Source organism: Mycobacterium sp. SMC-21 (genome assembly GCF_045310825.1).
Lineage (GTDB): Bacteria > Actinomycetota > Actinomycetes > Mycobacteriales > Mycobacteriaceae > Mycobacterium.
The window spans coordinates 48,322-70,371 of record NZ_JBJIAO010000023.1; the positions used below are offsets into that span (position 1 = coordinate 48,322).

The window sequence follows — 22,050 nt, forward strand, 5'->3', positions numbered from 1 at the left end:
GGGTTAGAGTTATGTCAAGTTGTTCCGCGCAAACAGAACGGTAGGGTGCGGCCGCGCCGCAGCCGTGCAGGCGCGCCGAGAGTTCACGCGATTTTTCTCGGCCCGGACGAGCACAGCGACGGGAAGTCGATGAGCTACTTCACAGTGGGCAGGTCGGGACTGGACACGTCATAGGTGTGCCCCGGCTGCGTGAGCAGCGCGCCCAGCTTGAGCGCCTTCTCCTCCGTGCGGTCGGTGGTCCCCCAGATGACCTCACGACCGTCGTTCAGCGTCAGCGTGACGGCGGCAACCGACGGCGCCCCAACCCGCGCGACCTGGCTGAACACCTCAGGACGCAGCGACAACAAAACCTCGAGGGCCGCCAGCGTCGCCGGATCCTTCGGCCCCGGATTGTCGGCATCGAGGTACGGCAGTCCCTGCGGCGGCGGCTCGGTCGCGAAATCCACCCCGTCGCGGTCGAACAGGTGCGGACCGTCCGGATACTCCTTGGCCGCCACCGGGACCCGCTCGGCCACCGTGATCCGCAGCGTGGACGGGTACTCCCGCTGCACCCTGGCGCTGGCCACCCGCCGGATCGTGGCGACCCGTTCGGCCACCGCGTCGGTGTTGACCTGCAGCAGCGGCGTGTCCGGTTTGACCGCGGCGGCCGCCTTCACCTCGTCTTCGGTGAGGCTCGCCAGACCGGTCACCACGGTGTGCCGGACCGCCATGATCGGCGTGAAGTACAGCACCAGACCCAGCGTGACGGCGACGACGGCCGTCACCGCCGACCACAGCAACATCTTCAGTCCACGGATGACACCGCGCGTGGGCGCCTTCGGCTGCTCGGACAGGCCCGCCGCCCGGCGCCGGGCCTCCTGACGCGCCTGCTCCAGGGCCCTGGCCCGCTCCAGCGCGATGCGGCGTTCCTCCCGCTCCCGCCGGGCACGGCGACGGGGCCCCTCGTAGTCGGGTGACGCGGGATCGGCCGACGCGGCGTCCGGCGCCGCCTCGTCCGCGGGCGCTTCTGCCGCCGCGTCCGGCGCCACCTCCGCCGCGACCTCGCCCGGCACCGTGTCGTCCTGCGCCGCAATAGGTTCGGCAGCCGGCTCCCCCGAGCCGTCCTCCACGGTCACGGCGTGGGCCGTCCCGGAGCTGCGCGGTTTGCCTTGATCTCCAGCGCGGTCAGGATCTCGCGGCCCAGCAGCGTGACATCGCCGGCGCCCATGGTGACGATGACGTCACCGGGACCGGCCTTGGCCGCCACCTGCTCGGCGACCGCGGAGAAGTCCGGCACGTAATGCACCGGGGCCGAGACGTGTTCGACGATGCTCGCGCCGCTGACGCCGGCCAGCGGGGCCTCCCGCGCGGCATACACGTCGAGGACGAACACCTCGTCGGCACGATCCAGCGCCTGGCCGAACTCCTTCGCGAAAGTCTGTGTGCGCGAATACAGGTGGGGCTGGAACACCACGATGGAGCGCGACGTGCCGGCCACCGCCCGCAACGCCTCGAGCGTCGCCCGGACCTCGGTGGGATGGTGCGCGTAGTCGTCGAAAACCCGGACGCCGTAAGCGGTTCCGACCGCCTCGAAGCGGCGCCGCACGCCTTCGAACCCGGTGAGACCGTCGAGCACGGCCTCCGGATCCGCGCCGACCTCGCGGGCCGCCAACAGCGCGGCCAGCGCGTTGAGCGCCATGTGCTTGCCCGGCACCGACAGCCGCATGCCCCGGCGGTGCGGCTCGCCCGCCAGTTGGATGGCGGCCACGCCGCCGGTGCCCTGCTGCTGCCAGGTCAGCAGCGTGGCTTCCAGATCCGTGCGCTGCGCACTACCCATGCCGTACCGCAGCACGCGAACGCCGCGCTCCACCGACCGCTGGGCCAGCGCCTCGGCGCCCGGGTCGTCGGCGCACACCACCAGCGCGCCCCCGGGACGCAGCCGGGCCACGAAGTCGTCGAACACCGCGGTGTAGGCCTCGACGCTGCCGAAGTGGTCCAGGTGGTCGGCCTCGATGTTGGTCACCACCGCCACGTCGGGCGTGTATTCGAGCAGCGAGCCGTCGCTCTCGTCGGCCTCGGCGACAAAACAGTCGCCGCTGCCGTGGTGCGCGTTGGTGCCGGCCTCACCCAGGTCGCCACCGACGGCGAACGACGGGTCAAAACCATTGTGCTGCAACGCCACAATGACCATCGACGTCGTCGTGGTCTTGCCATGCGTGCCGGTCACCAGCACCGAGCGGTAGCCGTCCATGAGCTTGGCGAGCACGACCGGGCGCATGATCACCGGGATGCCGCGCCGGTGGGCCTCCACCAGCTCAGGGTTGTCCCTGGGGATGGCGGCGTGCGTGCTGACCACGACGGTCGGACCACCCGGCAGCATGTCCAGCGACGACGCGTCGTGCCCGATCCGGATCTCGGCCCCGCGGGCCCGCAGCGCCGCGACACCACGGGATTCCTTGGCGTCCGAACCGGACACCTGGCCGCCGCGGTCCAGCAGAATCCGGGCGATGCCGGACATCCCGGCACCGCCGATACCGACCATGTGCACCCGGGCCAGCTCGGGTGGCAGCTCCCGCGCCGTCACCGGGCATCCGATCCGGCCGCGACGCCCGCGACTTCCAGGGCGATCTGCGCCACCCGCCGGGCCGCGTCACGGTGGCCGGCCAGCGCGGCCGCCGTCGTCATCTGATCCAGTGCGGCGGTGTCGCGCATCAAGTTTCCGATCCGTTCGGTGACGAAGTCCGGGGTCAGCTCGGCGTCGTCGACCAGCAGGCCGCCGCCGGCGTCGACCACCGGGAGTGCGTTGAGTCGTTGCTCGCCGTTGCCGATCGGCAGCGGCACGTAGACCGCGGGCAGACCGACGGCACTGACCTCGGCGACGGTCATGGCGCCGGACCGGCAGATGGCCAGATCGGCAGCCGCATAAGCCAAATCCATGCGGTCGAGGTACGGCACCCCGACATACGGCGGCGCGCCCGGCGCCGGCTCCGGCAGCTCGAGGGTGTTCTTGCGGCCGTAGGCGTGCAGGACCGAAACACCTTGCGCGGCGAGGCTTTTCGCCGCACCGGAAACGGCGCGGTTGAGCGACTGCGCGCCCTGGGAGCCGCCGAACACCAGCAGCACGCGGGCGTCGTCGGCGAATCCGAAGAACTCGCGGGCCTGCGCGCGCAACGCGGCCCGGTCGAGCGAGGTGATGGACTCGCGCACCGGGATGCCGACGACCTCGCCGCCCTTGAGACCCGAATCCGGTACCGCGGCCAGCACCCGGCGCGCCGAGCGGGCGCCGACCTTGTTGGCCCAGCCCGCGCTGGCGTTGGCCTCGTGCACCACGACCGGGACGGTGCGGCGCCGGCGCAGTCCCCCACCGCGGGCGGCGAGGTAGGCCGGCAGCGAGACGTAGCCGCCGAAGCCCACGACGACGTCGGCCTGGACGGCGTCGAGGACGTCGCGGGTCTCACGCACCGCGGCGCGAACCCGCAGCGGCAGCCGCGCCAGGTCGGCAGAAGGTTTGCGCGGCAACGGAACCGGCGTGATCAACTCGAGGTCGTAGCCACGTTCGGGAACCAGCCGGGTCTCCAGCCCGCGGGCCGTGCCGAGGGCGGTGATCCGGACATCGGGCCGCAGCGCCACCAGTGCGTCGGCGACCGCCATCGCGGGTTCGATGTGACCTGCGGTGCCGCCTCCGGCCAGAACCACCGAGATGCGGGGCCCTCCCCCGTCGCTCCGGCCCGAACTCACACTCACCCGTACCGCTGACCTTCCAATGTGCGGACCCGCGGGTCCGACCGGCGCGGGTCACGTCTTTGTTGACCCTTGAGGTCACCATTTTGCCTTGCACGCCGTCCGGCACCGTCGGCCGGTACGGGGTTTCGGCGGGCGCGGTCCGACCGCCGGTCCGGTTCCTCGGTGCGTCGCGTGCGCCGCGGGGCGTCGGTCCGGCGCTGCCGGCCCGGCGGCTCCTGCCGGGTGGCCTGCCGGGTGGGGCGGGCAGCCTTGGCGGGCTTTGCCGGCTTGGTGGGTTTGGCCTGCCGGGCGGCAGGCTTGCGGACCGGCTTGTCGCCGCGGCCACGCAGCCGGTCCCGGGCCGAGTCCAGCGTGGTCGGCGAATACGGCACGGGCGGCGGCAACCGCAGGATCCGGTTCATCCGGTCGTCGCGGCCGGCGCGCAACGCGGCCACCGCCTCGGGCTCGTGGCGCGCCGCATTGGCGATCAGGCCGATCAGCAGAAGCGTTGTGGCCGTTGCGGTTCCACCGGCGGAGATGAGCGGCAGCTGGATACCCGTGACCGGCAGCAGGCCGAGCACGTAGCCGACGTTGATGAACACCTGGCCGACCACCCACAGCGTGGTGGTGGCGGTCAGCAGCCGCAGGAACGGGTCGACCGACCGGCGGGCGATGCGCATACCGGTGTAGGCGAACAGGCCGAACAGCGCCAGCAGGCCCGCGGCGCCGATGAAGCCGAGTTCCTCACCGATGATGGCGAAGATGAAGTCGTTGTGCGCGTTCGGCAGGTAGTTGAACTTCGCGGTGCCCTGCCCCAGCCCGTCACCGAACATGCCGCCGTTGGCCAGCGCGTACTTGGCCTGCCGCGACTGATAACCGATGCCCTGCAGGTCGGAGTCGGGGTCCAGCCACGCCCGCACGCGGTCGGAGCGGTAGCCGGCCGAGACCGCCATGATCGCGGCCGCACCGATGCACAGGACCAGGGAGCTCAGGAAGATCCGCAGTGACAGACCGGCGTACCAGAGCAGGCCGAGCAGCACGATGCTCACCGACACCGTCTGCCCGAGGTCGGGCTCGGCCACGATCAGGCCCAGCGCCAGCACCGCCGCGGGGACCAGCGGGAACAGCAGTTCTTTCCAGCCGGCGTGCTGCATGCGGCGGGTCGCCAGCAGGTGCGAACCCCAGATCGCGAAGGCGATCTTGGTCAGCTCGGACGGCTGCATCGAGAAACCGGCGACGACGAACCAGCCGCGGGCGCCGTTGGACAGGTGGCCGATGCCCGGGATCAGCACCAGGGCGATCAGCACGAGGCTGACGATGAACGCCGGCAGCGCCATCCGGCGCATGAACGCGATGGGCAACCGCAGCGCGACGTAGAACGCGATGAGGCCGATGACGGTCCAGAGCACCTGCTTGGCGAAGATCGTCCAGGGCGAGCCGTCCTCGTCGTACGAGTGCACGCCCGAGGCCGAGAGCACCATGGTGAGACCCAGGGTGATCAGCAGTGCCGCACAGGCGATGACCAGGTGGAACGACGTCATCGGCCGGCTCAGCCAGGCCCCGAACCGGGCCCGGGGGCCCTGCCGCTTGGGTTGAGCGGCCTTCGCCGTCGACTCCGCGGCCGCGTCTTTGCCCGCGTCTTTGCCCGCGTCTTTGCCGCCGGCGTCGGAGGCGCTCGGGTTCTTCTCGTCCGGGGCCTGCGGCGTTTCCGGGCCGGCTTTGCCCCGGCGCAGCTTTGCAAGGATGTCCGGCATGTGACTACCCGACCTCGTCGTTCACATTGGTCACAGAAACCACAACTGTCCCTTGCATCCCAAAATCCTCCCCTGTCGCACCCGCAGGGCGTGGCACATCCGGCGCGTGTCGCCGGAATGGGGCGATTTGCCAGGAGTCCCTCATCACACGGCCCGCGAGGCCCCCGTGGCTCCTTGACACTGCGCCGCGGGCGCACGGTCAGCGGCGCGCCGTCACGAATGCGACGTCACGGCGAGATTCGGCGCGTTCTGCCGCCGCCTGGTTACATTCGCGGCGGCCGCGGCGTCGGAGAAATCAGCTCTTGATCGCCGCGACCGCCTTGACGAGCAACTCCTTGGCGACCTGCGGATCGACGTCGGCCTGGACGACGGCCACCGTCTTGTCCCCCAGGACGGCGGTGTAGGTGGTCTCCTCGATGGCCTTGCCATTGGCGGCGATGTGCGCCTGTACGCCCATGGTCTTGGCGCCCGCGATGTCGGGGCCGGGAACGCGGTCGACCGTTGCGGTGACGCCGTCGGTCGAGTCGACGGTGAACTGATCGCAGCCCGCGTGGCCGAGTTCGCCGACGGTGCCGGCCGCTTCCGCCGCCATCACGATGACGGTGTGGCCCTCCTGGTTGCTGCCGATGAAGCCCGCGGTCTTGGCGCCGACGCCGGCGGGCGCGAGCGGCTTGAGCAGCGACGCGCACTCGGCGGGAGTGACGATCGACGGCGGAGTTGTGGTGAGCGCGCCGACACCAGGTGCGTCCAGCTTCTCCTGCGTGACGGTGTCGGCCTCCAGATCCATCGGGTCGTAACCCGGCGGCAGGCTGCTCTTGGCACCGCCGACCTTCGAGATGTCGTACTTCGCCGCGGCCTGGCCACCACTCCCGGACTTGCCGTCCGAACCGCCGCAACCGGCGATCAGCGCCGCGCCCGCCAGCACGACAACCGGCCCGACCAGGTATTTCTCGACACTCATGGCGCGAACCCTAACAGCGGCCTCGGGCACCACCGCGCAAATGCTGAATGTCGGCTGGGAGCCGCGTGTCTAGCGGCCACCCGCCGACAGCCATTCGCTGTAGAACAGCGCCACCCCGAGCCCGCAGGCGATGGCAGTGAGCAACCAGAACCTGATGATCACCGTGGTCTCGGCCCAGCCGGCCAGCTCGAAATGATGGTGGAACGGCGCCATGCGGAACACCCGCCGTCCCGTGGTGCGGAAGGCCAGGATCTGGACCACGACCGAGGTCACCTCGGCGACGAACAGGGCGCCGAGCACGATGGCCAGCGTCTCGGTCCGGCTGGTCACCGACAGGCCGGCGATGATGCCGCCCAGTGCCAGCGAGCCGGTGTCACCCATGAAGATCTTCGCCGGTGCGGCGTTCCACCACAGGAAGCCGATGCATGCGCCCGCTGTCGCGGCGGCGACGAGCGCCAGGTCCAGCGGGTCACGAACGTTGTAGCAGCCCGGTCCCGGGCTGGTGGCGCACGCGTTGCGGTACTGCCAGAACGTGATCAGCACATACGCCGCGCTGACCATCGCCATCGCGCCGGCCGCCAGCCCGTCCAGACCGTCGGTGAAGTTGACGGCGTTGGACCACGCGCTGACCAGGATCACGATGAACAGCACGAACAGCAGCGGGCCCAGGGTGACGGTCGCGATCTCGCGCACGTAGGACAGGCCGGCGCTGGCGGGCGTCAGCCCGTAGCCGTTGCGGAACTGCAGCACCAGGACGCCGAACAGCACGGCCGACACCAGCTGGCCGACGGTCTTGGCGGTCTTGTTCAGACCCAGGTTGCGGGCCCGGCGGAGCTTGATCAGATCGTCGATGAAGCCGACGGCACCCAGCGACGTGGCCAGACCGAGCACGAGCAGGCCCGAGGCCGACGGCCCCTCGCCGTCGACCAGCAAGCCGACAAGGTGGGTACCGAGATACCCGCACCAGATGCCGGCGATGATCGCCACGCCACCCATCGACGGTGTCCCGCGCTTCTTCTGGTGGCTGGCCGGACCGTCCTCGCGGATCTCGTGACCGAAGCCGCGGCGGGTGAACAGCCGGATCAGCACGGGCGTCAGCACGATCGACACCGCGAGCGCGATACCGACGGCGAACAGGATCTGGATCATGCCTGCCCCTCCCGTGCCAGCTCCTCGGCCAGCGCGCCGAGCCCCGCGGAGTTCGAGGCCTTGACCAGCACGACGTCGCCGGGCTCCAGCTCGGCGCGCAGCAAATCAAGCGCGGCTTCGGCATCGGGGACGGGCGATACCTCGCTGCCCCACGAACCTTCCATCACCGCGCCGTGTTGCATGGCGCCCATAGTCCTCCCGGTTCCGACGACGACCAGTCGTGACACATCTAAACGCACGGCCAGTCGACCGATGCTGTCATGTTCGGCAATCGCGTCGTCACCCAGTTCGGCCATCTCGCCGAGCACCGCCCAGCTACGCACCGGCGCGCCGGATTCGGCGCGCGCCGACTTGGCCATCCAGGCCAGTGCCTTGAGGCCCGCGCGCATCGAGTCGGGGTTGGCGTTGTAGGCGTCGTTCACCACGACCACGCCGTCGGCCCGGGTGGTGACCTGCATGCGGTGCTTCGAGACGGGGCCGGCGCCGGCGAGCGCGTCGGCCACCTGCGGCAGCGTCGCGCCGCATTCCAGCGCGACGGCGGCGGCGCTGAGCGCGTTGGACACCTGGTGGTCGCCGTGCACGGCCAGAGCGACGTCAACCTGCTGCTCCCCCGCGTGCAGGGTGAAGCGCGGGCGGGCCAACTCGTCGAGGGTGACGTCACCGGCCCACAGGTCGGCGCCCGGCGAGCGGGATACCCGCACGACCCGGGCCCGGGTGACGTCCGCCATGGCGGACACGGCACCATCGTCGGCATTGAGGATGACGACACCGGATGCCGGGACAGCCTGCGGCAGTTCGGATTTCGTCGCGGCGATGACGTCGCGTGAACCGAATTCGCCGAGATGCGCGGTGCCGACGTTGAGCACCACACCGATCGACGGCGGCGCGATCTCGGCGAGCGCGGCGATGTTGCCGGGGTGCCGCGCGGACATCTCCAGCACCAGGAAGTCGGTGTCGCCGGTGGCGCGCAGCACGGTCCACGGATGGCCGAGCTCGTTGTTGAACGATCCGGGCGGCGCGATCACCTCACCCAGCGGCGCCAGTACCGCGGCCAGCAGGTCCTTGGTCGACGTCTTGCCCGACGAGCCGGTGACGCCGATGATCCGCAGACCGCCGGCGGTCAGCCGGTCGGCCACGGCACGGGCCAGCTTGCCCAGGGCCGCCAGCACCGCGGCACCCGAGCCGTCGGTGTCGTGCTCCAGCGCGCCCGAGGCCGAATCGACCTGTCCGGCAACCGGTTTCACGACGATGGCCGGCACGCCGACCGGCCGGGCCGCCAGCACCGCGACGGCACCTGCCGCCACCGCACCCGCGGCGAAGTCGTGTCCGTCGGTCCGGGCGCCCGGCAACGCCAGGAACAGCCCGCCTGCGGTGACAGCCCGCGAGTCGAATTCGACGGTGCCCGTCACACGCGTGGCGGCGGCAGCCTCCGGCGTGATGTCGGACAGTTCGCCGCCGACGATGTCGGCGATCTCTGCCAGGGTCAGGTCGATCATGCGGGTGACTCCCCAGCTTTCCCGGCCGCCGCATCGAGCGAGGCGGCCAACTCATCACGATCATCGAAGGGCCGGGTCTGGCCGGCGCGGGTCTGGCCCGACTCGTGGCCCTTGCCCGCCACCAGGACGGTGTCGCCCGCGCGCGCCCAGGCGACGGCGTGGTCGATGGCGGCCCGGCGGTCACCGATCACCACCACCTCGGCCGAACCGTCGGCGGCGCCCGCGGCGATGGTGGCCCGGATGAGGTCGGGATCCTCGTCACGCGGGTTGTCGTCGGTGATCACGACCAGGTCGGCGAGTTCCGCGGCGATGCGTCCCATCGGTTCGCGCTTTCCGGCATCCCGGTTGCCGCCGGCGCCGAACACCACCGCCAGGCGGCCCTGGGTCTGCGGGCGCAGCGTCTGCAGCACCGCCTCCAGGGCGCCGGGCTTGTGCGCGTAGTCGACGAGGGCCAGGAAGTCCTGGCCGCGGTCGATGGGCTGCAGGCGGCCGGGCACGGTGGCGGTCGCCAGTCCGGGTGCCGCCTGCTCAGGCGTGACACCGACGGCGTCGAGCAGTGCCACCGCGAGCAGCGCGTTGGCGACGTTGTAGCCGCCGGGCAGGCCGATCCGCAGCGCGTGCCGGGCGCCGTCGGGCCCGACGGCGGTGAACTGCTGGCCGCCGCGGTCCGCCTCGATGTCGGTGACGGTCCAGTCGGCGTCGCCGGTGGTGCTGACGGTCACCGGATCGGCGGCCCGCGCCGCCATCTTGCGGCCCCAGTCGTCGTCCACGCAGACGACCGACACTTCGGCATGGTTGGGCGAATCAGGTTGGAACAGCCGGGCTTTGGCGTCCAGGTAGGCGTCCATGGTGGGGTGGAAATCGAGGTGGTCGCGCGACAGGTTTGTGAAACCGCCGGCGGCGAAGCGCAGCGCGTCCACCCGGCCCAGCGACAGCGCGTGGCTCGACACCTCCATCACGACGGTGTCGACACCGCGTTCGACCATGGTGGCCAGCAGCGCCTGCAGCGCCGGCGCTTCGGGGGTGGTCAGGGAGCTCGGCAGGTCGCGCCCGTCGATCCGGATGCCGACGGTGCCGATGAGCCCGGCCACCCGTCCCGCGGCGCGCAGCCCCGCCTCCACCAGATAGGTGGTCGTGGTCTTGCCGGACGTTCCGGTGATGCCGATGACGCGCAGCCGCTCCGAGGGCCGGCCGTAAATTTCGGCGGCAACTTCCCCTAGGACCGCCCGCGGGTCGGGGTGCACGAGGACGGGCACATCCACGTCCAGGAGCTCCCGCCCCTCCGGGTCGGTCAGCACCGCGGCGGCGCCGGCCGCGACGGCGTCGGCGGCGAACCGCGCGCCGTGGGCGGCCGATCCCGGCAGCGCCGCGAACAGGTCACCGGCGACGACGTCGCGACTGCTCAGCGTGACACCGGTGACGCGCAGCTCACCGGCCTGGGCCTCGGACGGCAGCGCGGCGCCGACGTGGTCGGCCAACGAGCCCAGCGCGGCCCCGACAGGGTCAGCGGGGCGCAAGGTAGGCGAAGACATGGCCATGACACAGTACCGGGCCGGAGACGGGCGCCCCGCCCGTCAGGTCGCCTGCAGGACCAGCGGCGGACCGGGGTCCGGCGACAGCGGCACGTTCTCGCGCTGCATCAGCCAGGCCGCGATGTTGTGGAACAGCTGCGCCATCGAGTGGCCCGGCGTGCCGTCGGCATTGCGCTGCGGGTTGTTGGCCATGATCCCGACGACGTAACGCGGGTCGTCCGACGGCGCCATGCCGGCGAAGGTGATCCAGTAGTGGTCGTCGTCGTAGTAGCAGCCGCACGCCGGGTTGATCTGCTGGGCGGTACCGGTCTTGCCGGCCATCTGGTAACCCTCGACAGCGCCCGGCCAGCCGGTGCCCTGCTGGGTGCCGCGCGGGTCACGCTGGAGGGTCGCGCGGAACATGTTGCGCAGTGTCGCCGCGGTCTGCGGCGACACGACCTGCACGCCCTCGGGAGCCGCCTGGTCCTGGTGCGTGCCGTCGGCCGAGACGATCGACTTGACGATGCGCGGCGGGATGCGCAGGCCGTCGTTGGCGATGGCCTGGTACATGCCGGTCATCTGCAGCAGGGTCATCGAAAGGCCCTGTCCGATGGGCAGGTTCGCGAACGAGCTGCCCGACCACTGGTCGATCGGCGGGACCAGACCCGCGCTCTCCCCGGGCAGGCCCGAACCCGTGCGCTGGCCGAGGCCGAACTTCGTCAGCATGTCGGCGAAGCGCTCCGGGCCGACCCGCTGGGCCAGCATCAGGGTGCCGATGTTCGAGGACTTCCCGAAGATGCCGGTGGTGGTGTACGGGTCGGTGCCGTGGCCCCAGGCGTCGCGGATGGTGACACCACCCATGTTGTAGCTGCCCGGAACCTGAAGCACCTCATCGGGATTCGACAGCCCGAACTCGATGACCGACGCCGCGGTGACGATCTTGTTCACCGAGCCCGGCTCGAACGGCGACGTCGCAGGCAGGTTTCCCATCTGCTTGTCGTCCTGCCGGCTCAGCTCCTGGGCCGGATCGAAGGTGTTGTCGTTGGTCATGGCGAGGATCTCGCCGGTCTTCGAATCCAAAACCACCGCGGACACGTCGTGCGCGCCGGACATGTCCTTGGCCTGCTGCACCTGCTGCTGGACGTAGTACTGGATGTCGTTGTCGAGCGTGAGCTGGATGGTGGCGCCGTTGATCGCGTCGTGCCGGTCCCGGTAGCTGCCGGGGATCACCACGCCGTCCGAGCCGCGGTCGTAGGTGACCGAGCCGTCGGTGCCGGAAAGCTTTGCGTCGAAGGAATCTTCGAGGCCGAGCAGGCCGTGGCCGTCCCAGCCGATGTCGCCGACGACGTTCGCGGCCAGCGAGCCACCGGGGTACTGCCGGATGTCCTGCCGCTCCGCGCCGACCTCTGGGTACTTCTTGGTGATGGCGTCGGAGATCGCCGGGTCGACGGCCCGCGCCAGGTAGACGAACGAGTCGCGGCCGGTGATCTTCTTGGCCAGGGTCGCGGCATCGGGCTTGTTGTTCAGCAGGCCGGCCACGCCGACGGCGATCTCGTTGAGCCGCTTGTCGGGGTCCGGCGCCGCCGGGGTCTTGGCCTTGGCCTCGGTCAGCTGCTGACGGATCCGGTTCGGCTGGAAGGTCAGCGCGCGGGCCTCGATGGTGAACGCCAGCTTGGCGTTGTTGCGGTCGATGATGCTGCCGCGCACCGCCTTCTGCACGTCGGTGACCTTGAGCTGGCTGGCGGCCTCGGCGCGCAGACCGGCCGCCCGCGGGCCCTGCAGGAAGAACAACTGGACGGCCGCGGCCAGCAGCACCACCGCGATAACGATGTTGCCGGCCTTGTGCCGGAACCCGAACGAGCCGGTCCGCCCCTCGGGCACGACGGCCTCACGGGTCCGCCGGTCGTGCGCCGAATGCGGTTGCGCGGGACGCGGTTTGGCGGCCGGCCGCTTGCGGGGCGCGCCCGTCCGCGCGGCAGCGGTCTTGCGCGGTCGCGTGCCGCTCATGCGGGCAGACCGGGGGCGGGCTGCGCCGGCGCCGGGGCCGGGACCGGAGCGGGAGCCGGGGCCTGTGCCGGGGCTTGTGCGACCGGGGCTTGTGCGACCGGGGCTTGTGCGACGGGCGCCGGCAGCGCGGCCTCAGGCTGCAACGCCGGGCCGGGCAGCGTGCCCTGCCCAGGCACCGGGAGCGCCGGAGCCGCGGGCACGGGCGCCGCGAGGGCGGGCGCCGCGAGTACCGGAGCCGCGGGCGCCGGTGCGTGCACGACCTGCTCGCGCGGGTCGACCACGACGGGCGCCGGAGCGGCGGCCGGGGCCGGAACGCCGGCGGGGGCCGGAGCGGCACCCGGGACCGGAACAGCTGCGGGAGCCGGAACAGCTGGGACACCCGCCGGAGCGGGGGCGGGCGCGGCAGCAGGCGCCGGCTGCGGGGCGGGCGCGGCAGCCGGGGCCGGGCGCGGGGCCGCAGCCGGGGCGGGCGGGGCCGCTTCGGGCAGTGGCGTGTTCAGCGGAGGTGGCGGCACTCCCTGCGCCGGCTTCGGGCTGCCGACCAGCAGCCAGTTGCCGGTGGGGTCCTGCACCAGGTGCGCGGTGTCGCGCGACGGGATCATGCCGAGGTTGCGCGCCGCATCGGCCAGGGCCGGCGCCGCCTGCGCGACCAGCACATCCCGCTCGAGCGCCTCTTTCTGTTGCTGCAGAGCCTGATTGATCTCCTTGGCGCGGCCCAGCTCGTACGACCGTTCGGCCGCGGACGTCGACAGCCACAGCGTGACGCCCAGGCCCATGCCCAGTGCCCCGATGATCAGCACGACGAACGGCACCCGCGCGATCAGATGCCGCGGGTTGAGGTCCATCTCGGCGATGCGGATGAGCAGCCGCTCCCGCAGCGGGGTGCGAACAACCTTGGGCGCCTTGGCTTTCCGTGCCTTGGCGCGGGCCTTGGCCTGTGAGGCGCTCTTGGGTCGCGACGGCGCCGCCGTCGGCCGGGCGAACGGTGTGGTCTGCGGGCCGGCGCCGGTGGGCTTGGACCGCTGCGGCCGGACGTCGCGCTTGCCGCGCTTGACGCGCGCGTCAGTCTTGTTGTCGCGCTTGACTTCCCCCTTGCCACCCTCGCGACGCGATGCCGGGTCGCCGCCGCGGCGCGTCGTGCGGCGGCGCGGATCGGGGTCGGAGTCCCGTCGAGCATTGCCGCCGCGTACCGGTGCTGGCCGCTTTGCCATCACAGACCTCCCCTTGTGACAACTTTTTCCAGTGCGCGCAGGCGGACGGACGCGCTGCGCGGGTTCAATTCGAGTTCGTGTTCGTCGGCCCGCTCGGCGCCCCGGGTCAACGCGGTGAAGAGCGGCTCGTAGCCGGGCAGCTCCATGGGCAGGCCCTCCGGGGTACGCGATGCGATGGCATCGGTGAAGTACCCCTTGACGATTCGGTCTTCCAGCGACTGATACGCCTCGACCGCGATCCGGCCGCCGGGACGCAGCGCGTCCAGCGCGGCGGGAATCGCCGCCCGCAGGCAGTCCAGCTCACCGTTGACCTCGGTGCGCAGCGCCTGGAACGTCCGCTTGGCCGGATGCCCGCCCGTGCGACGGGCCGGGGCCGGGATCACCGCGTAGAGCAGCTCGACCAGCTCGGTCGTCGTGGTGAACGGGCGGCGGGCGCGCTCCCGGACGATCGCGCCGGCGATGCGCGAGGCGAACTTCTCCTCGCCGTACTCGCGCAGCACGCGGGTCAGTGCCTTGGCGTCGTAGGTGTTCAGGATGTCGGCCGCCGTCAGGCCCGAGGTCTGGTCCATGCGCATGTCCAGCGGCGCGTCCTGCGCGTACGCGAAACCACGCTCGGCCTGGTCGAGCTGCATCGAGGACACCCCGAGGTCGAACAGGATGGCGTCCAATTCGCCTGGCCGGTAACCGGATTGGGTCAGCGCCTCGTCGATGCCGTCGTACGGAGTGTGGACCAGGTGCACGCGGTCACCGAACGGCGCCAGGCGCTCCCCCGCGAGCCGCAGCGCGGTCTGGTCGCGGTCCAGGCCGATGAGCGTCACAGCGGGGAACCGCGTGAGGAAGGCTTCGGAGTGGCCACCGGCGCCGAGCGTCGCGTCGATCATGACGGCGCCGGCACCATCGGCGCTGACCCGGGTGAGGGCCGGGGCCAGCAGCTCGACGCAGCGGTCCAGCAGCACCGGAATGTGCGGCCGACGATCGGTCAACGCAACACCCCCAAAAGGCTTCAGCTGGTGGATTTGTGCGGCCCCTGCAGCGAGGTCTCTGTCCGAGTTCGCGAACCTGACGTTGGGGAAGTACGCCAGGGCCGGTTCGGGCAGAGGCCACGCTGCACGGGCCTGCAGGTCAAAGGGTGCTGCCGAGCGCTTCATCGCTTGCCGCGGAGAAGTTCTCTTCGTGAGTTTCTTGGTAGGTCTGCCAGGCCGCGGCGTCCCAGATTTCCAGGTAGTCGACCGCACCGATCACGACGCATTCCTTGGTCAGGCTCGCGTAGCGACGGTGGTCGGCCGACAGGGTGATGCGGCCCTGAGCGTCGGGGTGCTGCTCGTCGGCGCCTGCGGCGAAAACGCGCAGGTCGGCACGAGCGGCGGGGTCGTTCCGGGGAGTGCTCGCCACGCGGCGGGCGATCTCGGCTTCGAACTCGGCCCTGGGGTACACGGCGAGGCTGTGATCTGGACTTTTGGCGACCATCAACCCTCCTGCCAGTGCATCGCGGAACTTGGCGGGCAACGTCAGTCGCCCCTTGTCGTCGAGCTTCGGCGTGTAGGTACCCAGGAACATCAGGCACCTCCCACCACTCCGGAGTCCGGTTTCTCCGATGTCCGCCACATTACCCCACAATCCCCCACTTCTCTCCATCTCAAGTCTAAAAATCGCCTTATCTGCCCCACCTGACGCAGCAATCACGAGAGAACGGGAGCGGAGAACGGCCTCAAACGGCCAGGCTGACCGCCAAAATCCCAGTTGGCAGCCCATGTGGGAGATTGGTGGGGCATTGTGGGGAGCCGCGGAGCACAGCCCCTGAAAAATCGCGGCGCACATCGCCGCCGGCAAATTTCGCTACGGATCCGGCGTGTCGGGTGTCACACCACCCGGAACAGGCAAGAGCGCGCCGAAAACAAACCAGGCCGAGCGAAAAACAAAACAGGGGCAGCCGAATCGGCTACCCCTGCGTCACGCGTCCGCGTCTAGTCGTCGAACCTGCGACGGAACCGGTCTTCCATACGGTTGGTGAACGAGTTGCCCGCACGGGCCCGCTTGGACTTGCCACCCGCCGGGGACGACTTCTCCTTGGACAACACCCGGGGCCCGGTCACCGCGAACACGGCACCGGCAAACATCACCACGAAACCGATGACGCTCAGGATCGGCAGCTGGTTGATCCACAGAATCCGAAAGGCCACACCCAGCACCAGCAACGCCAGACCCAGGACGAACAGCCCTGCGCCCTGCACTCGCCGCCGCGCCGACGGCGCGTGCAGCGTGCCGCCCCGGACGCTCGAAGCGAACTTCGGGTCCTCGGCGTACAGCGCACTCTCGATCTGGTCGAGCATGCGCTGCTCATGATCGGAGAGTGGCATCCGCGCCTCCCAACTCACACCGCTGCCGGCAGCGGCTCCTGACGTCTGCACCCGTGGTCACGGATACCTAACAGTCATGATACGAGGTCACACAGACACGTACCACATACTTCAGACTCCCGAATTGTAAGACTGGGACGTCGGCCGGGCGACAGCGCCTGTTCAGCAACCCGACACCCGACTTCCCTGCCGCACCGAAAGGCTCACACCGTGGCGACGCTCCTGACCGATCTGTCGCCGGCTGACATGCAGTACCGCCTCGACGACGCACTGTCCGTCTACGTCGACGCGATGCGCTACCCACGGGGCACCGAACGCCAGCGGGCCGCCATGTGGCTGGAGCACACCCGCCGCGAAGGCTGGACGGGCGTCGCGGCGTTCGACGTCCCCACAGCCGACGAGGCGCCGGAGGCGGCACTGCGATCCGCCCCCATGCTCGGGGTCGCCTACGGGTACCGCGGCGCGCCCGATCAGTGGTGGTACCAACAGGTCGCGACAGGCCTGCGCCACGTCGGCACCCCCAGCGAACGCATCGACCAATTGATGAACGGGTATTTCGAGCTCACCGAACTGCACATCCACCCGCGGGCCCAGGGGCAGGGACTCGGCGAGGCGCTCACCCGCCGGCTGCTCGCCGGCGCCACGGAATCCCACGTCCTGCTGTCCACCCCGGAGATCCACGGCGAGGACAACCGGGCCTGGAAGCTGTACCGCCGGCTCGATTTCCACGACGTCATGCGCAGCTACTTCTTCCCGGGCGATCCCCGGCCGTTCGCCATTCTCGGCCGCGCCCTGCCACTGTGATCCATCCGGTGTGCCGCTGTCCCTGACGCGATCTGGCACGATAACGGCGTGAACCGCCGCCGCCACCTGCGTGCCTTGCTGCTGTTTCTGATGCTGCTCCCCCTGGCGGTCGGCTGCGTGCGCGTCCACACCTCGCTCACCATCTCGCCCGACGACCGGGTCTCCGGTCAGATCGTGGCCGCCGCGAAGGCCAAGAACGCGGACGACAAGGGTCCGCAGCTGACCAACAACCTGCCGTTCGCCCAGAAGGTCGTGGTCTCGGACTACCGCAAGGACGACTACGTCGGCTCCGAGGCGGTGTTCTCGGACCTGAACTTCTCCGAGGTGCCGCAGCTGGCCAACCTGAGCCGCGACTCGGCGGGTGCCGACATCTCCCTGCGCCGCGCCGGTGACCTGGTGATCCTCGAAGGCCGCGTCGACCTGACGACGCTGAGCGACCCGGAGTCCGACGTCACGCTGTCGGTGGCGTTTCCGGGCGATGTCACCTCGACCAACGGCGAGCGGGTGGCCAGCGACATCGTGCAGTGGAAGCTCAAGCCCGGCGTCGTGACCACCATGAAGGCCCAGGCCCGCTACACCGACCCGAGCGCGCGCTCGTTCACCACGGCCGCCATCTGGATGGCCATCCTGGCCTTCGCGGTCGCCGGCGTCATCGGCGGTCTCGCCTACTGGAGCCGCGACCGCTCACCCAAGTTCGCCGCCGTGTCCGATGAGTGACTTCGCCGCAGTGTCAGATGAGCGACTTCGCCGCAGTGTCCGACCGCCGGCCCGGCACCCTCTAATCTGAATGCACGATTTCGGGGTCAGGAGAGGGGACGCGCGCTGAGCGTCGATGCCGCAGGTCCGTCGGCTGGCGAGCTGGCGAATGCCATCACAGATCAACTGCGCGACTATCTCGCCGAGCGCCGGCGGGACAGCGCCTACATCGGCGACGCCTACGCCGATGTGACGGGGGCACTCGAAGAGTTCGTCCTACGTGGCGGCAAGCGCGTCCGTCCGGCCTTCGCGTACTGGGGCTGGCGCGCCGTCGCCCCCGATCCCGGCCACCCGGCCGACCCGGCGGTGCTGCGCCTGTTCTCCGCGCTGGAACTGCTGCAGGCGTGTGCCCTGGTCCACGACGACGTCATCGACTGTTCGGCCACGCGGCGCGGCCTGCCGACAGTGCACCGGCTGTTCGCCGACCGGCACCGCCAGCAGGGCTGGCGCGGGTCGTCCGAGCAGTTCGGGCTGTCCGCGGCGATCCTGCTCGGCGACCTGGCCCTGTCCTGGGCCGACGACATCATCGCGAACGCCGACCTGTCGGCCGACGCACGCCGCCGCGTCAACGAGGTGTGGGCGCACATCCGCACCGAGGTCCTCGGCGGGCAGTACCTCGACATCGTCGCCGAATCCAGTGGCGCCGACACCGTGGCCTCGGCCATGAACGTGAACCTCTACAAGACCGCGTCCTACACCGTCACCCGGCCGTTGCAGCTGGGCGCCGCGGCCGCCGCCGACCGGCCCGACGTGCAGAAAATCTTCCACGCGGTCGGCACCGACCTGGGCATCGCGTTCCAGCTGCGTGACGACGTGCTCGGGGTGTTCGGCGACCCGGCCGTCACGGGCAAGCCGTCGGGTGACGACCTGCGCTCGGGCAAGCGCACCGTGCTGCTGGCCGAGGCCGTGGAACTGGCCGAGACCTCCGACCCGGCCGCGGCGGCCCTGCTGCGGGACTTGATCGGCACCGATCTGACGGACGGCCAGGTCGGCGAACTCTGCGGCGTGATCGAGGCCGTGGGTGCACTGAGCGCCGTCGAGCAGCGCATCACGCTGCTCACCCAACGTGGACTGGACGCCCTCGCCGCCGCCCCCATCGACGAGGGCGCCAAGGCCGGCCTCACCGAGCTCGCCCGGCGGGCGTCCAACCGGTCCGCGTAGGCCACGATGTCGACCTCGACCACTGCTCCAGGGGCGCTGGCCCGGCTCACCGTGTTCGGGCGATCCGACGAGGGCCGCCCCGCGCTGCTCGGCTTCGCCGGCGCCATCCTGATCGCCCTGGGCGGCCTGGGCGCCGGCAGCACCCGGCAGCACGATCCCCTGCTGGAATCGATGCACCTGTCGTGGTTCCGGTTCGGCCACGGGCTGGTGCTGTCGTCGATCCTGCTGTGGACCGGCGTGGCCCTGATGCTGATCGCCTGGCTGGCGCTGGGCCGGCGCGTCGTGGACCGCACCGCCACCGACTACACCATGATCGCGACGACCGGCTTCTGGCTGGCGCCGCTGCTGCTGAGCGTGCCGGTGTTCAGCCGTGACACCTACTCCTACCTGGCGCAGGGCGCGCTGCTGCGCGACGGCCTCGATCCCTACCTCGTCGGCCCGGTCGACAACCCGAACTCGTTGCTGGACAACGTGAGTCCCATCTGGACCACCACCACCGCGCCCTATGGACCGGCCTTCATCCTGGTGGCCAAGTTCGTCACCATGATCGTCGGCGACCACGTCGTCGAGGGCACCATGCTGCTGCGGCTGTGCATGCTGCCCGGCCTGGTCATGCTGATCTGGGCGGCGCCCCGAGTGGCCCGCCACGTCGGCGCCAACAGCGCTGCCGCCCTGTGGATTTGCGTCCTCAACCCGCTGGTGATCATCCATCTCATGGGTGGCGTCCACAACGAGATGCTGATGGTCGGCCTGATGATGGCCGCCATCGCGCTGACCTTCGAACGGCATCCGATCGCCGGCGTCAGCGTGATCGCCCTCGCGGTGGCGGTGAAAGCGACCGCGGGACTGGCACTTCCGTTCATGGTGTGGGTCTGGATGCGCCAGTTGCGCGAACGGCACCCGTGGGGCCAGGTCCGCGCGTGGCTGGCGGCCACCGCGGCGTCGGGCGCGATCTTCACCGTCGTGTTCGCCGTGGTGACGGTGGCGGCCGGCGTCGGGCTCGGCTGGCTTACGGCACTGGCCGGTTCGGTCAAGATCGTCAACTGGCTGACCATCCCGACGGCCGTGGCCAACCTGATCCACGCCATCGGCGGACTGTTCACCACCGTCAGCTTCTACGCGGTGCTGGACGTCACCCGCATCATCGGTATCGCGATCATCGCGATCTCACTGCCCTTGCTGTGGTGGCGATTCCGGCACACCGACCGGGAAGCGCTGATCGGCATCGCGCTGGTGATGGCCGTCGTGGTGCTGTTCGTGCCCGCCGCGCTGCCCTGGTACTACACCTGGCCGCTGGCGATCGTCTCGGCGCTGGCGCAGAGCCGCTCGGCCGTCGCCGCGATCGCCGGGTTCTCGACCTGGATCATGGTGATCTTCAAACCCGACGGATCGCACGGCATGTACTCGTGGCTGCACGTCATCCTGGCGACGGGATGCGCTGTGGCCGCGTGGTACTCACTGGCCCACGCGCCGGAGCCGAAGACGACGGCTGCCGAGCCGGCTAGTACGCCATAGCCTGGGCGCGCCGCAGCACTTCCCTGGCCTGGTGCGAATGCAGCGCGTCGACCGGACGCGCGTTGACGACGCGCTCGGTGGTGCCGTCGCGCGTCAGCGTCAGCGACTCGTCGGCGGTGAACAGCCACCGCACGATGTCGGTTTCGTGGTAGCCACCGTCGCGCAGCACGACGAGCAGGCCCGGCAGCTGCTTGACCACGTGCCCTTTGGCGTCGAAGAAGATCTTGGGCACCACGATGGCACCGTTCCGGCGCACTCCGAGGAGGTGTCCGTCCCGCAGCTGCTGGTGCACCTTGGTCACCGGGATACCCAGCATCGATGCCACTGTGGGAAGGTCGTAGACCGCTTCATCGGGATCGATAACGTCCTCGGCGGCCGGAATGCTGCTCACCCAGGAGATTCTAGAGCCGTACGATTGCCAGGTGCAGCCATCCCGACAACCGGACCCACTTATCGGTGCGGTGCTGGACGGGCGATACCGCGTGGATGCACCGATCGCCAGTGGCGGCATGTCCACGGTGTACCGCGGCCTGGACACCCGGCTCGACCGCCTGGTGGCACTCAAGGTCATGGATTCGCGGTACTCCGGCGATCAGCAGTTCCTGACGCGCTTCCAGCGCGAGGCCCGCGCCGCCGCCGGCCTGAAAAGCCCTGGGCTGGTGGCGGTTTACGACCAGGGATTCGACGGCCGGCACCCGTTCCTGGTCATGGAACTCGTCGAGGGCGGAACGCTGCGCGAGTTGCTGCGCGAGCGTGGCCCGATGCCGCCGCACGCCGTGGCGGCCGTGCTGGCTCCGATGCTCGACGGCCTGGCAGTGGCTCACGAGGCCGGCCTGGTGCACCGCGACATCAAGCCAGAGAACGTCCTGATCTCCGACAGCGGTGAGGTCAAGATCGCCGACTTCGGGCTCGTGCGTGCCGTCGCTGAGGCCAAGATCACGTCGACGAGCGTCATCCTCGGCACCGCGGCGTACCTCTCCCCCGAACAGGTCAGCACCGGCGACGCCGATCCGCGCAGCGACGTCTACTCCGTCGGCATCCTGGCCTACGAGCTGCTGACCGGCACCACGCCGTTCACCGGCGACAATCCGCTCAGCGTCGCCTATCAGCGGCTGGACCAGGACGTGCCGCCGCCGAGTTCGGCAATCGCCGGTGTGCCAAAGCAATTCGACGACCTGGTGGCCTGCGCGACGGCCCGCCTGGCCGACGACCGCTACCTGGATGCCGGCGACATGGCGGCCGAACTCGCCGCGATCGTCACCGACCTCGGTCTGCCCGAATTCCGGGTGCCGGCACCGACGAACTCGGCGCAACACACCGCGGCGGCCGCACAGCGCGGCCGGGCCGAGCGCACCACGGTCGCGACGGGCCGGGCGGCAGCCCCGAAGCCGGCACCGCAGCACACCCTGCAGTTCACGATGGACCCCGCGATGGACCCCGCACTGCTCGAATCACCGGTGGTGACAAAACAATTCGCCGGGATCGACCTCGACGACTTCGCCTGGGCGCGGCAGCGGTCGCGGCGCGCCGTGCTGTTCTGGCTCATCGCGGTGCTGACGCTGACCGCGTTGGTCGCCGCCGGCGCGTGGACCCTCGGCACCAACATCGACGGGCTGTTCTAGAAACGCCGAATGGCCACCTGCCGCACGGGTTTCGGGTGAAAACC

General features: G+C 70.4%; 19 protein-coding genes. 5 read left to right on the plus strand and 14 right to left on the minus strand.

Annotated elements, in window-relative coordinates; genetic code table 11:
- Positions 1–134: 134 nt before the first annotated feature.
- From ACJH6H_RS20270 to ACJH6H_RS20330, 13 genes are all read right to left on the minus strand, one after another.
- Positions 135–1,115: a cell division protein FtsQ/DivIB gene (locus ACJH6H_RS20270; protein WP_305798713.1), complete on the minus strand. Its 981-nt coding sequence runs from the start codon at positions 1,113–1,115 to the stop codon at positions 135–137.
- Positions 1,112–2,521 carry a UDP-N-acetylmuramate--L-alanine ligase gene (gene murC / locus ACJH6H_RS20275; RefSeq protein WP_371824567.1) on the minus strand — a complete coding sequence of 470 codons (1,410 nt, stop codon included), beginning with the start codon at positions 2,519–2,521 and terminating at the stop codon, positions 1,112–1,114. The genes ACJH6H_RS20270 and murC overlap by 4 nt, the downstream gene beginning before the upstream one ends.
- A 38-nt stretch (positions 2,522–2,559) precedes the next feature.
- Entirely contained in the window at positions 2,560–3,723 is a 1,164-nt protein-coding gene (gene murG / locus ACJH6H_RS20280; protein ID WP_256445356.1) for an undecaprenyldiphospho-muramoylpentapeptide beta-N-acetylglucosaminyltransferase, read from the minus strand.
- Complete coding sequence (gene ftsW, locus ACJH6H_RS20285; protein WP_212812066.1) at positions 3,720–5,456, minus strand: putative lipid II flippase FtsW; 1,737 nt, start codon at positions 5,454–5,456, stop codon at positions 3,720–3,722. The genes murG and ftsW overlap by 4 nt, the downstream gene beginning before the upstream one ends.
- Positions 5,457–5,751: 295 nt before the next feature.
- Complete coding sequence (locus ACJH6H_RS20290) at positions 5,752–6,417, minus strand: DUF5642 family protein (RefSeq protein WP_212812067.1); 666 nt, start codon at positions 6,415–6,417, stop codon at positions 5,752–5,754.
- Between the two features lie 69 nt (positions 6,418–6,486).
- Positions 6,487–7,566, minus strand: a complete 1,080-nt coding sequence (gene mraY / locus ACJH6H_RS20295) for a phospho-N-acetylmuramoyl-pentapeptide-transferase (RefSeq protein ID WP_212812068.1) — start codon at positions 7,564–7,566, stop codon at positions 6,487–6,489.
- Positions 7,563–9,062 (minus strand): UDP-N-acetylmuramoyl-tripeptide--D-alanyl-D-alanine ligase, encoded by a 1,500-nt coding sequence (gene murF / locus ACJH6H_RS20300; RefSeq protein WP_212812069.1) that lies wholly within the window; start codon positions 9,060–9,062, stop codon positions 7,563–7,565. The genes mraY and murF overlap by 4 nt, the downstream gene beginning before the upstream one ends.
- Entirely contained in the window at positions 9,059–10,594 is a 1,536-nt protein-coding gene (locus ACJH6H_RS20305; RefSeq protein WP_371824535.1) for a UDP-N-acetylmuramoyl-L-alanyl-D-glutamate--2,6-diaminopimelate ligase, read from the minus strand. The genes murF and ACJH6H_RS20305 overlap by 4 nt, the downstream gene beginning before the upstream one ends.
- Before the next feature lie 42 nt (positions 10,595–10,636).
- On the minus strand, positions 10,637–12,580 hold the full coding sequence (locus ACJH6H_RS20310) for a penicillin-binding protein 2 (RefSeq protein WP_212812071.1): 1,944 nt from the start codon (positions 12,578–12,580) through the stop codon (positions 10,637–10,639).
- Complete coding sequence (locus ACJH6H_RS20315) at positions 12,577–13,791, minus strand: hypothetical protein (protein ID WP_406775658.1); 1,215 nt, start codon at positions 13,789–13,791, stop codon at positions 12,577–12,579. Before ACJH6H_RS20315 ends, ACJH6H_RS20310 begins: the two co-directional genes overlap by 4 nt.
- Positions 13,791–14,912 (minus strand): 16S rRNA (cytosine(1402)-N(4))-methyltransferase RsmH, encoded by a 1,122-nt coding sequence (gene rsmH, locus ACJH6H_RS20320; RefSeq protein ID WP_244872956.1) that lies wholly within the window; start codon positions 14,910–14,912, stop codon positions 13,791–13,793. The genes ACJH6H_RS20315 and rsmH overlap by 1 nt, the downstream gene beginning before the upstream one ends.
- A 1-nt stretch (position 14,913) precedes the next feature.
- A complete protein-coding gene (gene mraZ / locus ACJH6H_RS20325; RefSeq protein WP_020103613.1) occupies positions 14,914–15,348 on the minus strand; it encodes a division/cell wall cluster transcriptional repressor MraZ in 435 nt (144 codons plus the stop codon).
- A gap of 407 nt (positions 15,349–15,755) precedes the next feature.
- Complete coding sequence (locus ACJH6H_RS20330) at positions 15,756–16,148, minus strand: DUF3040 domain-containing protein (protein ID WP_406775659.1); 393 nt, start codon at positions 16,146–16,148, stop codon at positions 15,756–15,758.
- 210 nt (positions 16,149–16,358) lie between these two features.
- Between ACJH6H_RS20330 and ACJH6H_RS20335 the strand changes: the two genes are divergently transcribed.
- The 4 genes from ACJH6H_RS20335 (at position 16,359) to ACJH6H_RS20350 (ending at position 20,384) form a co-directional block, all read left to right on the plus strand.
- A complete protein-coding gene (locus ACJH6H_RS20335) occupies positions 16,359–16,952 on the plus strand; it encodes an N-acetyltransferase (RefSeq protein ID WP_212812074.1) in 594 nt (197 codons plus the stop codon).
- A gap of 90 nt (positions 16,953–17,042) precedes the next feature.
- A complete protein-coding gene (locus tag ACJH6H_RS20340; RefSeq protein WP_406775668.1) occupies positions 17,043–17,669 on the plus strand; it encodes an LppM family (lipo)protein in 627 nt (208 codons plus the stop codon).
- A 141-nt stretch (positions 17,670–17,810) separates the two neighbouring features.
- Entirely contained in the window at positions 17,811–18,869 is a 1,059-nt protein-coding gene (gene idsA2, locus ACJH6H_RS20345) for a bifunctional (2E,6E)-farnesyl/geranyl diphosphate synthase (RefSeq protein WP_064858727.1), read from the plus strand.
- 6 nt (positions 18,870–18,875) lie between these two features.
- Positions 18,876–20,384: an alpha-(1->6)-mannopyranosyltransferase A gene (locus ACJH6H_RS20350; RefSeq protein WP_406775660.1), complete on the plus strand. Its 1,509-nt coding sequence runs from the start codon at positions 18,876–18,878 to the stop codon at positions 20,382–20,384.
- Here ACJH6H_RS20350 and ACJH6H_RS20355 read toward each other — a convergent pair.
- Positions 20,371–20,775: an Rv2175c family DNA-binding protein gene (locus ACJH6H_RS20355; RefSeq protein WP_406775661.1), complete on the minus strand. Its 405-nt coding sequence runs from the start codon at positions 20,773–20,775 to the stop codon at positions 20,371–20,373. The two genes, ACJH6H_RS20350 and ACJH6H_RS20355, sit on opposite strands and share 14 nt — an antisense overlap.
- On the opposite strand from ACJH6H_RS20355, the gene ACJH6H_RS20360 reads away from it, so the two are divergent.
- Positions 20,765–22,006: a protein kinase domain-containing protein gene (locus ACJH6H_RS20360; RefSeq protein WP_318985157.1), complete on the plus strand. Its 1,242-nt coding sequence runs from the start codon at positions 20,765–20,767 to the stop codon at positions 22,004–22,006. The two genes, ACJH6H_RS20355 and ACJH6H_RS20360, sit on opposite strands and share 11 nt — an antisense overlap.
- Positions 22,007–22,050: the final 44 nt, after the last annotated feature.